The organism is Marinithermofilum abyssi, from assembly GCF_014641195.1.
In the GTDB taxonomy this organism is placed as follows: Bacteria; Bacillota; Bacilli; order Thermoactinomycetales; family DSM-45169; genus Marinithermofilum; species Marinithermofilum abyssi.
The window spans coordinates 1-13741 of record NZ_BMHQ01000026.1; the positions used below are offsets into that span (position 1 = coordinate 1).

General features: G+C 43.6%; 13 protein-coding genes. 4 read left to right on the forward strand and 9 right to left on the reverse strand.

Translation table 11 applies throughout. From position 1 onward, the window contains the following. Window positions 1–784, reverse strand: a 784-nt coding sequence (locus IEW70_RS17370; RefSeq protein ID WP_229752077.1) for a hypothetical protein, incomplete at its 3' end; no start/stop codon positions are given. Window positions 785–1735: 951 nt separating this feature from the next. On the opposite strand from IEW70_RS17370, the gene IEW70_RS17375 reads away from it, so the two are divergent. From IEW70_RS17375 to IEW70_RS17385, 3 genes are all read left to right on the forward strand, one after another. Beyond that, complete coding sequence (locus tag IEW70_RS17375; RefSeq protein WP_444543252.1) at window positions 1736–2467, forward strand: ATP-dependent DNA ligase; 732 nt, start codon at window positions 1736–1738, stop codon at window positions 2465–2467. Window positions 2468–2841: 374 nt separating this feature from the next. Then, window positions 2842–3057 carry a MerR family transcriptional regulator gene (locus IEW70_RS18645; protein ID WP_373286002.1) on the forward strand — a complete coding sequence of 72 codons (216 nt, stop codon included), beginning with the start codon at window positions 2842–2844 and terminating at the stop codon, window positions 3055–3057. Window positions 3058–3573: 516 nt separating this feature from the next. Further along, window positions 3574–3954 (forward strand): YhjD family protein, encoded by a 381-nt coding sequence (locus tag IEW70_RS17385; RefSeq protein ID WP_188649172.1) that lies wholly within the window; start codon window positions 3574–3576, stop codon window positions 3952–3954. 965 nt (window positions 3955–4919) lie between these two features. On the opposite strand, the gene IEW70_RS17390 is transcribed toward IEW70_RS17385, so the two are convergent. The 4 genes from IEW70_RS17390 to IEW70_RS17405 form a co-directional block, all read right to left on the reverse strand. Next, complete coding sequence (locus IEW70_RS17390) at window positions 4920–5321, reverse strand: hypothetical protein (RefSeq protein WP_188649173.1); 402 nt, start codon at window positions 5319–5321, stop codon at window positions 4920–4922. A gap of 37 nt (window positions 5322–5358) precedes the next feature. Beyond that, window positions 5359–6519 (reverse strand): ParM/StbA family protein, encoded by a 1161-nt coding sequence (locus tag IEW70_RS17395; RefSeq protein WP_188649174.1) that lies wholly within the window; start codon window positions 6517–6519, stop codon window positions 5359–5361. 121 nt (window positions 6520–6640) lie between these two features. After that, entirely contained in the window at window positions 6641–7462 is an 822-nt protein-coding gene (locus IEW70_RS17400; RefSeq protein WP_188649175.1) for a hypothetical protein, read from the reverse strand. Then, window positions 7446–8216 carry a ParA family protein gene (locus tag IEW70_RS17405; protein ID WP_188649176.1) on the reverse strand — a complete coding sequence of 257 codons (771 nt, stop codon included), beginning with the start codon at window positions 8214–8216 and terminating at the stop codon, window positions 7446–7448. The genes IEW70_RS17400 and IEW70_RS17405 overlap by 17 nt, the downstream gene beginning before the upstream one ends. A gap of 139 nt (window positions 8217–8355) precedes the next feature. Here IEW70_RS17405 and IEW70_RS17410 point away from each other — a divergent pair, with 139 nt between their 5' ends. Then, the gene (locus IEW70_RS17410; RefSeq protein WP_188649177.1) at window positions 8356–8679 is read left to right on the forward strand and encodes a YolD-like family protein; all 324 of its coding nucleotides are present in this window, start codon (window positions 8356–8358) and stop codon (window positions 8677–8679) included. Between the two features lie 409 nt (window positions 8680–9088). On the opposite strand, the gene IEW70_RS17415 is transcribed toward IEW70_RS17410, so the two are convergent. The 4 genes from IEW70_RS17415 to IEW70_RS17430 all read right to left on the reverse strand — a co-directional run bounded on the left by IEW70_RS17415 (window position 9089) and on the right by IEW70_RS17430 (window position 13345). Next, window positions 9089–9604, reverse strand: coding sequence for a hypothetical protein (locus IEW70_RS17415; protein WP_188649178.1), 516 nt, complete (start codon window positions 9602–9604; stop codon window positions 9089–9091). Then, window positions 9597–10388 carry a ParA family protein gene (locus IEW70_RS17420; protein ID WP_188649179.1) on the reverse strand — a complete coding sequence of 264 codons (792 nt, stop codon included), beginning with the start codon at window positions 10386–10388 and terminating at the stop codon, window positions 9597–9599. The genes IEW70_RS17415 and IEW70_RS17420 overlap by 8 nt, the downstream gene beginning before the upstream one ends. A gap of 1448 nt (window positions 10389–11836) precedes the next feature. Next, complete coding sequence (locus IEW70_RS17425; protein ID WP_188649180.1) at window positions 11837–12928, reverse strand: helix-turn-helix domain-containing protein; 1092 nt, start codon at window positions 12926–12928, stop codon at window positions 11837–11839. Between the two features lie 231 nt (window positions 12929–13159). Continuing rightward, the gene (locus tag IEW70_RS17430; protein WP_188649181.1) at window positions 13160–13345 is read right to left on the reverse strand and encodes a hypothetical protein; all 186 of its coding nucleotides are present in this window, start codon (window positions 13343–13345) and stop codon (window positions 13160–13162) included. Window positions 13346–13741 lie beyond the last annotated feature (396 nt).

Here is a 13741-nt window from a genome sequence, read left to right on the forward strand (position 1 = left end):
TTGCCGTATCCACCTTCTCCGTGTCCACCTTCTCCGTATCCACCTTTGCCGTATCCACCTTCTCTGTGTCCACCTTTGCCGTATCCACCTTCTCTGTGTCCACCTTTGCCGTATCCACCTTCTCCGTATCCACCTTTGCCGTATCCACCTTCTCCGTATCCACCTTCTCTGTGTCCACCTTTGCCGTATCCACCTTCTCCGTGTCCACCTTTGCCGTATCCACCTTCTCTGTGTCCACCTTTTCTACGTCCATCTGTCCGGTGTCCACTTTTCGGTTGGCTAAGTACATTTCGATTGCTTTCAAGACATCCCCAACCGTCAACCGATTCCTCTGGATGATCTCCATCACTTGGGTTTCATCCTCTTTCGTGGACTCGTTCAAGTACCGATAAGCGAGAATCCCTTCGGAGATAATCAACAGAACGGGAGTACAGAAACCAATAATCCCTCCTGTCCAGCTGGATGCCATCCCCGAGATATTACTCCACCATACAAAAAGGATTCCCAGAATGAAACCCGCAATAGAGAATGCAAAACCCATATTAGAGAATTTATTGCGTTTCTTCTTATTCATCAAGGTTCCGGTCAGGGTAGCTGTCGAAGAGATGAAAACCACCTCAAACATTAGCACCCCGACATATTCCAAACCTCCCGTTGCCCCCGCTTGGCGCAATAGTTCAATGGAATGAAAAATGCTAAAGGCGATCGTTCCGATGAGGACAATGAACGTGCTTGCTTCAATTAACAAACCAGCAATAAAAGCAAGCAATCGTTTTATTGTCATATAAATTGCATCAATAAGATTCATGATTAAGGGAACAAAATCCCCGAAAAAGAATCCTATCCAATACAGACCCCGAACAATAAAATTAGGCATTCGCTCGTGTCCCGGATAATATCCAGCTAGATATCGGTTCCTTGCGTTATGTTGCCATTCGTGGTACCATTCCATCACTTCAATCAACTCCTCTATGGTGTTGGTTCGCCTTGGGCGATGTGCCAGATCGTCCAAGGCTATCATTTTTTGCAAGGATACCCACATGGAGAAAATAAGCACAACCAACGTTCCGAATATTTGACGGGTGAGGGTGTTAGGTTGGTAGCCAGGCCCCCCGGGCCGTCTTTTTTATTTATTCAGCCCCCTTGTGTTGTTTTTTTCAAATATCACTTTATACCATATTCTTTCCTCACCAAATCTAATGCCGCCCTGAACCCCTTCTGAAAAGCCTCCACTTCTTCGACTCGGCAAACCATTCCACTTTTCACTAGGCTATCTAACGCATTTTCAAATGTATGTAATGTCTTTGCCAAGCTGGTTATGCGTACCATTTGTGGCTGGCTCACAATATATCACCTCTCTGTATCATTTGTTTCAAATGTATCATATGTTACTAATATAGTCGATAGTCTAAATAAAAAGAAATCATCAAAAAAACGCCGGAAGTCCGGCGGTGTGGAAGAAATTTATAATTTTTGCAAACATAAAATTCAGCGGCGCTAGGGGCATGGGGTATAAAAACCAATAAAAAAAAACGCCTGCAGTAGGCAGCCTTTTTTAAGTGTAATCTGGGATGAAGGGATGTATTAGACAAGGTCTTGGTCTATTTCTTTTATCTGCTGACTATGACTTTCACCCATCGGACAAAGCGTTCAATCCTATACCATAAACTACCTATTTTGTTTTTCTCTTGGAATGGTACGATTTTGTTAGGTGATTGTAATGTTTATTGCCCCAATGCTTGCACAGAAGGCAACCCAGCCTTTTGATGATGATCGATATATCGCAGAACCGAAAATGGACGGCTTTCGGCTAATACTCTCTACGCTGGATGGAGTGAAAGCCTATACCCGGCACGGAAATGAGGTGACTGCCCGCTTTCCTGAGCTGAGGCAGCCACCCATTCCCCCGGGAACGGTGTTGGATGGCGAGCTGATCGTGACAGACAATCACGGTCGTCCGGACTTTGAAAAGGTCATGAAGCGACTCCAAACACGCGACCCACTCAAAGTAAAGCGACTTTCCCGCAGCCTGCCTGTTCAGTATGTCGTCTTTGATATCCTCTATCATCAAGGAAATGCCCTGACCCATCTTCCCTTGATGGAGAGAAAAGAGTTATTGGAAGATGTGCTGCAGGAAAACGGGGCCTTCTCCATCATACGTTACATTCACGGCAATGGAACGGGCTTGTTCGAAGGAACCAAACAGATGGGGCTTGAGGGGATTGTGTTGAAACGGAAAGATTCCACCTATCACGTAGGGAAACGCTCCTGGGACTGGCAGAAAGTCGTTCACTGGAGAGAAACCGAGGTCGTCATCACGGGGTACCGCAAGGATGAACCCGGGTGNATCAGCGGTTTATTTATCTTGAACCGCGGATCCACTGCCAAGTCAAATACAAAAAAGAGACCCATGCGGGTTATCTACGGGAGCCCGTGTTTCAAGGGTTCAAGCTATAAAGCCCACTGATCGATGGGCTTTTAATCGTATTTTTGAGGAGCTGATAGCAAAATAAAAAGGCCCCTAAGGGCCCATCCGGAATGGGAAAGTCAAAATGATGAGTAGCACAACCTATGACCAAGTTTATTTTATCAAAGAAGTCCGCGTTTTCATTGGGTTTCGCAAACTATTAACCGAATATTAACCCTATAGTAACACCCTTTTCGGCAAGACACGATTAAATTACCGGAAAAAACGCAATTCCTTTCCAGTAAAGGGACTGGAACAGGGATTCTTTTTTGTCTTAATATGGGATTTTTAGTCGAATGGAAGGAATCGGAATGAGTAGTTGACGAAAAATTGGGTAAAAAATTGACGGGAGGTTTCCTTAATTGGAAAATACCATGACTTTACACGAAGCTGCCCGCCGTCTGAACCTTAATTATCGGACTGTCCGCTTGTTGCTAACTAAATATCTCGATATTGCTCCTAAAATAAATAGTTTGGGGCGTTATGTGCTTACAGAACAAGACTTTTACCGTCTCCGACTACATTACATGAAACTTGTACTACAGGGAACATGGAGCTCAAAACCCTCTTATGACGTCTCCCACGGCTAAAGCCGTAGGCTACAGTGGGCTTTTAATCGTATTTTTGGGGAGCTGATTTAAAAAAAGAAAAAGGCCCCTGACAGAGCCCGAACCACTGTAGATTGACGCTATGGGATATATAAAGAAAGGTAGGGCCCTAGTAAGGGGCCCGGAGGAAAGTGTGGCACAGAGTGCGAGCGGAGTAGGTCGACACCCGGTTTAATTTTAGCAAAGAAGTCCGCGTTTTCATTGGGTTTCGCAAACTATTAATCAAATATTTACCCCGCGATAATAACCCTCCTTTTTTACCACTTTGCTTACGGTTTAGTATTTTTTCGCATTTTAGGATGAAAAGACACAAAAAAGCTTGTCCACTCGAATAATATAATGACACCTCTTCACTGCCAGCAGCCTTTAGGCTGCTTTTTTTGTGCCATCACTTTATCAACCAAAAAGCTCCAACACAAAGATAGAACGTTTGTTCTGGAAAAGGCGAATAAAAAGGGATAAAATATAATAAAAGAGAGGTTTAAGGAGTTCGACAGCATGCAATATCCACCAGGTTACGATGAGTTTGAAGCCAAAGTGAGACAGTTTGTCGTCCTCGATGTGCTAGAAAAGGTTATACGCTATGATCGCAAGCAGCTTCAACAAGCTCCATTAAAATCCGGATCAGTGGTGGCCAGACTTTTGGATTGCACGTATGACAAGGTGGTAGCAGCACTAAGTCAAACACGAGGTGAAATTTCCCGCTCGGATGGGAAGATCCTTCAACTCGAACAGGAACGTGATAGCCGTGTTGTAACGTTTTTGTTCCGTGGATATTCGTACTCCAACTCTTTTTTTAACGCACATCTCCGTGCAATGTGTGAGGAAGCATTTTTGCGGTTCGTTACGGATCATCCCTTCCCAGCCACAAAAACCTGAGTCTTTAACCGTTAAAAAAGGAGGGTTTGCATAACATATGTAGGACATAATATAATGAGGGCAAGAAGATAGCCGCCTTCGACGAAGGCAGCGGCCCATAATTCGGAAGGTAATCCGTCCTATGGTTGGTCAGCCGGGGGGCGGATTACTTTTTTGCAATCGTGTAGGTTGCAACAACCACTTGGACAATCAGCGCTATAAGCGGCAATGGTCTCCATATCCATAGCGTCACCGCCTTTCTGCAGACGCTTCGCTAACTGCAGAAGGAGGGCCGCCGCCCTGCCTTGGGCCTACTATCCCCTTGCTCCTCCTCCATTACTTCGCAAATTCCGGCCGGATTCCTCCCTTTATCTAGTTCAAAAGTGCCGGATTCCTGCTGAATACCGCGCTCTCATCCGAACTAGCTAAGTTGGTGCTTTATTTTATGTATACAAGGGAAAGTCTTCGACTTTCTTGTGGCGGCATGCGGCACTGGCTGCCGAATCGGGGCCGCGACGGAGTCCGTTGCCTGCATCCAAAGTTATTTGGTACGCAAGGGTAAACAACGGGGGACTCACCACCCCCCTGTTCGTCCCCTGCCTGAATTGTCAGTCAACTAGGCTTAATTCGCTTCTTTTGATTTGTCCAAGCGGCTATTCTTTAACGGCGATTTGCATAATGACTAACCAAGTTTATTTTAGCAAAGAGTCCGTGTCTGGGCCTAACAGATGGGGGATGCGCCAGAGTTACATCCAAGCTTATGAGTAGCAGGGGTTACGCTCGCCTATCGGCTTCGCTACAGGCGGGGCATCGCCCCGTTAATTAGCTGGACTCTGATCAGTTTAGAAAGCCGCCTTTTCAGCTGTTGATAATTAATTAACTGACATGTACACTAAGAAGGTGCCGGAAGGTGCTATGTGGGAAGTGAAGGGCTTGGTATTTCACCAAGCCCTTCCTTATTATAAAAAAAGAGCGGCAAAAGCCGCTCAGTCGCCAAAATCCAATCCGGAAGACTCCATATCCCTCACAATATCTTCCGCCAATGCAGAAGGTTTATCTTCTTTCTGACCCTCTTCCTTCTTTTCATTAAGCCGTCCAAAGGGGACAAATGGCTCTTGAAGGATGGAATCCAACGATTTAGCCATCATACTGATTGTCAGTTCATGATATAACCAATCTCGCTGCTCCGGTGTCGGCTCCCTTAACAGAGGTACCGGATACACTTTATCACCGCGGAGATCGCGAAGAATTCCATCAATGACATATTGAGCAATCCGTCGAGAAGTATTCCGACCCAGTTCCTCTTTCAATCGGTAATATTCTTTCTTCACTTCGGCCGGTGTTCCAGGCGGCCACCGAAAAGATACCGTCTCTTCTGCGATTGCCAATTGCCCCCTTTCTCTTTAAAGTTAAGCTCTGCTCTCGTTATACTACTTGTGGAGTTTCGATCCGTTCTTTAATATTGCCCTTTTTTTCTTTATAGATCTCTTTTACAAGAAATAGGCCATCAACTATCAGATTACGAATATTAATATCATCCCGGAAAATAATCGGATAACCTTTATTATGCTTCAGGATGGCTTCTTGCATTAGGATCGATCCGCCTCCTACCGGCCAAATCTCATCCACTTTTCCAGCTTTGTCTGCCCGGCGTTTAATGGTAAGCCAATGATCTTTCCCATGCTCGTCCAAGATCTGATCCAGTTGGGCCTTTAAGTCGTGATTCTTCCCATTGTAGAAGAACTTGGCGTCTTCCTGGAAGTAAATCTCCGCCATTTCCTCCCGACTTCGCACTTCCCGTCCGGTTTTCTCCAAGACGTAATCGATCATATCATCCATGGCATTAACGACACCGCCGGGCGCCCCAGCACATTGAGCAGGAACCACTTTTCCGTTTTCGAATAGGGCAGCGTCCCAGGTTCCCAAGCCCAGATCGTAGATCAAGATATTTTTGCTGCACCACTCATTATATTTTTCCGGTGAAAGGATCGATCGCATATGCTCCCGCAGCCGGAAGTACGCTAAAAATCCTTCTGCATTGACCAAAATCTCGTAGAACCGGATAACCACTTTGATGCCACGGAGCTGCGGGGTATCTAAAAATTCAACAATATGGCATCCGCGCTTTAGTTTATTTCGAAAATCTTCCTTGTATCGACCTTGATCCCGGATCACCTCTGTCATTGGGAGTGCCGTACTTACTAAATACTCAACTTCAATGACACTTTCTTTATTGGGACGCAAACGGGTAGCCGCATCGTAAGCCAAAGTGGTCAGCAGCATAATGTATGTTTGCTCGTTTTCGGATTTTTTGGTTCCGCGAATGGCTTCATCATTGTGCTCTTGCTTAGCAGCCGACTCACCAACTACTACTCTACGACGCCCTTCTCTCACTAAATCTGTACGAATTTCTACTCGTAGATCTTTTAATGGATCCTGATCATCCTGCAACAAGGTACCATCGTTAAATTCCGTAAGATCACGAACGGCATTAGGTATGTAGAACATCCGATCACGGCTGGAGCCTGCATAAGCCTGAGCACCAGAAGTCCCTAAATCGACTGTCATTTCAAGGAAGTTTGCCATGTGGGAAGTGGCCTCCTTCTGTTGTGTTTTTTAATGTTATCCATATTGTAAACAAAATGTTTGCACTGAATCAATAGTTGCAAACAAAAAGTTTACAAAAACATTTTCCTCAATACTACAGTTACTTCTCAAATATCTGTTTGTATAGTAATTGAATAGCTGCTGAAACTACCTCATATTTATCCATCCCTGTACTTTCGCTCAACTCATCTACCTTTTCAATATCCTCTTTACTTAACCAATAAGTACGGCGGATCCGAACATCTTCCATTCGTTTTTTCTTGATCCCTTGCTGTACACGTGCTTTCATTTCCGAAACCGGATCCACTTCCACTTGTGCATATGGTGATAAATATGATTCTGATTTCTGTTGTTGTTGCGTTTGCTGTTTCTGATTCGCTTGTGAATTCGTTTCAGGATTCACTTGTGTAACCGGTTCAGATTCTGTATGCAAATCTGCTTGCATTTTTGATTGCGTTTTTGATTCAGTTTCTGTTTGTGTAACCTGATCCAATTTTGTTTCTGATTCCGTTTCTTGTTCCAAAATCGATTCCGATTCATGTTGTTGTTGCGTTTGCTGTTTCTGATTCGCTTGCGATTTTGTTTCAGGATTCACTTGCGTAACCGGTTCAGATTCTGCATGCAAATCTGCTTGCATTTTTGATTGCGTTTTTGATTTAGTTTCTGCTTGCGAATTTGTTTTTGCTTTCGATGCTGCTTGTGATTTTGATTTTGCTGTTGTTTTTGCTTCTGTTTTTGATTTCGGAGACGATTTCGTTTGCTTTTGTGGTGCTGCTTTCGGTTCCGTTTCCGATTCCGTAATTGTTTCCGATGTTGCAGCCGATTCCTGATTCGTTTGCAACAAATTTTGGGCAGCCGAGCTGTTTACAGGTTCTGAGGAGCGTTTCGCGAGTAGATTTTTTAAGTTACCTTTCTTTGACACGTTCGATCAACTCCTTTACAAATTCTGAGTAAGGAGCAAGGGCTTCGCGATCGTTTTTTGTTTGATCCTGAATCCCCGTAAGAGCAAACTCCTTTAACCGGCTTTTTCGTTTAATAACGGATTGGAAGACAACATCTTCATAGTCTTCACGGGCTTGCTGGAGAATAGCTCCATCAATACTTGTTCTTGCATCTAACATCGAGGTCAAAATTCCACCCAAGCGTAAATCCGGGTTAATTTCTTTTTGAACTTCTTGCAGTGTTTCCAAATACCGATCCAATGCATCATAACAGAATGGTTCACTCTGTAGCAGAACAACTGCAAAATCACTGGCTCCTAAGCCGTTTATCGTTTGGTCTCCTAAGTTAGGGGGGAGATCAATCACGATAAAGTCATATCGGTCCTCTACTTTCTCCAATGTTTCCTTCAACAGAAGAGCTTTATGACCCGAGTATTTGGTGTAAAGGTATCGTGAAAAGGTAGCCAAGAAATCTTCTGCCGGGAGAATATGAAGCTGATCAGAAATCGCATGAATGTAGGGATCCGGATTTTTTTCTTTTACTGCCTCCAGTACAGTTCTTTTGGTGAAGTCGTAGATATTTTGTTGCGTGAGCATTTGTGTGAGATTTCCCTGGCTGTCAAAATCGACGGCCAAAACCTTGTACTCCTTTGCCAACAAATAAGCGGTTACGGCAGTAGTCGTTGTTTTTCCAACACCGCCTTTTTGAATACCAAAGCTGATTTTGGTACCCATAGCCACACCTCCTAAGTTCTCTCCAAAATAGTTCGACTCTCTCTCTCCAACTCCTTTGAGGTCCAATTTTTATGACCTCATATGTAACAAATTACCGCTTATATAAGAACGTTTGTTCGTTTATAATGGAGACGAGGTGATGAACTTGGGGCGTGGAAAGGTCATTCTGTCGGAACATGAGGAACACATCTGGCAGATGGAACGAAAAAAAGAAGCGAATAAGACACTGAAGTTGGATCCAAATGCATTGAGGGAGATCGGCCACCTCATACAGCGATCCAAGGTGGAAGAGCAAGCGATCTTGGTTACATACTTAAGCAAATATGGTCCTAAGAAGTACATCGGACATGTGATACAAATTGATCCAGTGGAAAGGTGGTTGGTAATGCAGAACGGGGAAGACAAGATAATGATCCCGTTTTCCTTGATTATGAAAGTAGGGGAGCCGGTAGAGGATGACTAAATCGGGGATCAACTGGAAGAAGTATTATGAACAAGCCAGTAATACGATGCGCAAAGCGTTTCAGAAGTTGACAACTTGAAGTTCCTCAAACTTATCATCCAGGTCGCTTTTAAGTGACCAAACCTTCATAAATAATACCTCCAAAGCTACCGGTTATTTAGTGGTAAATCACCGTTTAATAGCTCTTTTCGAATTTCATTTAATGCATCAACTATATCCTCACGTGTACCGCCTGTTACAGGCGGTTTTAAGCACCCTACTGTACAACCAATAAACATCCAACGGATGATTATAGAAGACCTTTAGCATCTCCTCCGTTGGCGGATCCGGTGGCCGGTATCCTAGCAAATGCCACGGGCTCTGGGGTTGGTCCGGTCCACGAAGAGCTGGCAGACCCCTCGAGGCTGCCCTATTTTCTTTTTTTCGTTTGAGAATCAAGCCATCTTACATATTGCCGTAACAGTTCATTGATCACTCGTGTTTGTTCCCCTTTTGGGAAACGTCTCATGTGGTTATTAAATCGCTTTAACAACTCTCGTTCAATAGCAAAAGTCTTACGCTTATATTGATCTTCAAAAGTAGCTTGGTGCGTTCGATGCGTTAAGGTGAAGTTGATGTGTTCTGTGACTGCAACTTCTTCTTGTCCTTTTTCTATTTCTTGTTCGTTGTTGTCACCATTTACGATTACGTTTGATTCCACGTTTAAGTCTTCTATTAAGTTATCTTGTACTTCAACTTTACCTTTTTCTTTTACTTCAACGTTTTCTTGTACCTCTTCATCAATGTTTAAGTTTTCTTTTACTTCAACGTGTAAGTTATCTTTTTCTGTGACTTTTGAAGGAGATTGATCGGGTAAAAATTTGTGTACAGCCCGCTCTTCCTCTTGTTTTTGACGCTGCTTAATTTTCTCTTTCCATTTACCCACTTATGCCTACACCTCGCTTCGTCCGTTCTAATAATTCTTCTACAAAAAGATCATAAGGTTCTGCCGCCTGAGTTAGTTCGGGATTATTTAAAAAGCCCGATATGGATAAACGTGCAGTAGCGGCTTTCCGCTTGATTTTGGTATCAAACATTAAGCCTGGATATTCTTCCTCTATTAACTCTAGATAGTCTTTGATATCGCCCCGTCGAAAATCCAGTAGAACAGGCAAAATTCCAGCCACCTCAAGAGAAGAATTGGCTCTTTCCTTAATATCCAGTGTATCTACTAAAAACCGTTCAATCGCTGAATAACAGAATTTTGACGGTTCAAACATGACGACCACATAATCAGACGTTGCGAGGGCATTTACTGTCAACTCACCCAAACTTGGCGGAGTATCAATGATGATATAGTCAAATCGATTCATAATAGAAGCCAGTGTTTTTTGAAGCACTTTGGCTCTTTTTCCTTTTGGAATCTGTGCCTCATCATAGATATAGGAGGCAAACTCAGAAAGATCATCTGTTGCGGGGAGCAGCCAAAAGTTTTCCATAACGTTATAAACAAAGTCAGCGGCTTCTCCCTTTCGGATTGCTTCCATCACAGACTTACCTTCAAATTCCTTAGTCGGCATCTGAGTGATAAGTTCTGTTGCATTGCCCTGGGGATCAAAGTCCACTAAAAGCACCTTTTGATCCATCGATAGCAAATAAGCAGTAACGGCTGCGCTTGTTGTCTTAGCGGCTCCGCCTTTTTGTTGGCCGAATGTGATTACTGTAGTCATTTGAGTCACCTCTCTTTATCTTAGAGTAATTCGTTTTAAAAAATGGGAAACCTCTAAATATAGGAAAACCCCCTTACTTGCCCTTGGTTACCCTATCTCTCCAAGTAAAAAGCCGCCTAAATCCCTTAATTTAAGGGGGGTATAAGGCGGCTTTTTTTGTTTCGCAAACCCGGCCGGTATGTGGTTTCGTACGGTTTTTAAGTAGGAAAGACGTTTCCAGACAGGCCTTTCAGATATTGTATAAAATCCGGGAGGTAAGGGAGGTAATCATAGTGACCACTCTCGGGAAAAAACTGTGGTATTACCGGATAGGTCCATTAAGTCCAACAGAAAAAAGAGAATCGCCAACAACATCAGCGCAAACATTTTGTTTACAATATCAAAAAAACACATCTGAACGTGGCCACTTCCTACATGGCAAACTTCCTTAAAATGATATTCGATGATTTAGAGACTTCCAATGCTCAGGCTTATACAGGCTCGATCGGCAACATTTTCAGACGTATATGACGAAGATCTTGCAGATAAGACGTACCTCCTGAAAAAATAACGTAACGCTTCCCTTTGACTCCACAAAGCGTAACCATAAATACAGGTCAGACGATGGATGGAGGTAATCATAGTGACTGCTTCTCGGGACAAAAACTGTGGTATTACCGGATAAATCCATGCGTCCAACAAAAAAAGAGAATCGCCAACAACATCAGTGCAAACATTTTGTTTACAATAGGGTGGAGAATCTATGGGTAATATAATAAAGGCAAGGAAGAACACGAGCGCGTTGTCCCACTCATGGGGCCGGAAGCCTAATCAAAGCTGCAACTTTGATTAGGCTTTTTTAGTGGTAATAACCGGAAACCCGAAGGGACTTTAGCGCTTCCTTTTCGAGTGGTCGCAAATTCTGCAAACCACATCGAAGAGGAGGCGAGCCAAAGGAGTGCTGCAATCAGGGCAGCCCATTCACCTAGGCCCATACGCCTCACCCCCCTTCCGATAAAAACCCCGGTACCAGGAGTGAGACTAACCGTTCTTCCTTGCTTGCCCATATTGTATTAAAAATTTTCGTACTTGTGTGTAAAGCGTGGGGTAGGTGCTTACCCATAAAAGAGACGGCGCACGTCTTTTCCAACAGGAAGGGGCATAAACTCGTCGCCGATTTGCGGCCTGTGCTCGGGGAAAAGAGGCGGTACGGGGCGATCGCGGATACGCCGTTCCGATGCTCTCATAGGCAATTACTGTCTAAGAGGTCTAAACCGTCTTATGGAGATGGTTTTTTTGGGGTAGGTGTTTAGTCTGAGATGCAAACCAGACAGCAGTATAAACACTCACTTGACGACGGTATCTCACCGCCAAACATGTAAAACACCACCGTTTAAAACAGGAAAGCCGTAGGGAGATATCCACGGCCTTCCTGTGTTTCTGAGAGTTCTTTCTTTCGCCTAAGGGCATTATTTTTTACCGGATTCTTTCACCCAATCGTAGAGTTCAGCGGAGGACTGAGAGAGGGGGAGAACTTTACCGAAGGGTTCATCCCATGTCCATTCTTCCTGAATAGCTTTTATCACCATGGCGTAAGGAGAACGGGGTTTGTTGTACTTATGTACGTTCTCCATAACCAAGATAATGTGTGAAGCAATATCCACCGGATTGGGCTCTTCATCTTTTAGGACATTCTTCGTAGCTTGAACCAATCGTTTTAACATCGCGGGTGCAAGGTTAGAATTAAACAGATCGGACCAATACTGTTTAATGAATTCGGCATCTTCAGGGTCTAATTCAACAACAACACTTCTTTCTTTGGTTGTTGTCTTACTTACTAATGGTTCTTTCTTTAAAGATGGTTCTTTCTTTAAAGATGGTTCTTCCTTATTGCTGAGTTTTTCCGCAACGGTTTTTTCCGCGACGGTTTTTCCGTCGTCGGTTTTTCCAGCACGGTTTTTTCCGCTGCCGATTTTTTCAGCGACGGTCGAATCGCTGTCATAATGCGGGGTTTCACCGTGGTTGAATTTTTCAGCAGCGGTTGAATTGTTGGTTTTATAGGGATTGTCACCGTTGTCCAATTTTTCATCCACGGTGGAATCATTGATTTGACGCGAAATTTCACCGTTGCTGAGTTTTTGGTCAACGGTTTTTTCAGCGTGGTCTTCAACCGTTGTTGAATTTTTCAGCGACGGCTTTAGGCGGTAATGGGTGCTACCCCAGGTGCCGTCAGGTTTTCGTTCCTGATAGGATTCGATCAGTCCAGCTTGTTCCAACTTTTCAACGGCAGTGCCTACAGTGTTACGATTAATTTTGAGACGTTTGGCTATATACTCCTGACTGGGCCAACCTTCGCCTTTGCGATCCATATGCATGGCGATGAAGAGGAAGACGCGGCAAGTGTTTCCTTTCATGATTTGTTGGATTTCGGGTTCCCAAAAGTCCCAATAGATACGAAGGTGAAAAGGGTCTTTCTTAGTTATTGTCTCTCCATCAGGACCGACTTGTGTTTGAGTTCCAAATATACCGCCAATAATCGGTCTTTTTTCCTGATCGGACATGAAAAAACGCCTCCTTTACTATTAGAGAAGAAGGCGTCCGGTTTATACGACACATATATTCATGAAAACCAAGAATTGGACATAATAACCCATATTTATCTGCTTGCTTCTATGTATCCTTGAAGCTATAATTATAGCAAGCACATTCTATATACTATCTAGGGCTATGCGTCGTTTGGTTTCTGCACTAACCGGACGGCGCTTCTCTTTTTTATCGGTTCACTTTTATGCTTACATTTGACCTGCTTTGGGTAGTTCATACACGTTCTTTTCTTTGTTTTCATGTATGTAATTCCAGATCAGGCGTTTAACGAATGGACTGAACTTGATATTGTTTTGCTCAAAAAACTCTAGCATGTAACGTTCACTGACATCATCCATCTGAAAGCTTACAGAGCGACTAGTTTTCTTACTCATTACATATTCCCCTCTCGTATTACCCTGGGGTGATTGGTATTACCCGGGTGATACCTACATAACCTATTCTATAAAAATACCCCGTCTCCTGCCTAGTCATAAATTTTTTCTCATTGTGGCCATAAAGTAAACAGCCTAAAAAGGCCGACCAGCTTGGGAGAAAGTTTGTTAGAAGCTACATATGACTACTTTGCACGTTCTCCGCTAATAGAACCCCTCTATTTTTCTTTTTCCTACCACCTCCCATAGGAAATAGAAAACCTCCTGTAATGAACTGATACCCTCTATGTAGACAGGTAAATGAAAGCCTTTAAAGAACTTGTCCTCATAGGGGGGATTTTTATGTCCAAAAAAGGGTCACGTCACAGGAAACATTCCCAAGAATTTAAGGTACAG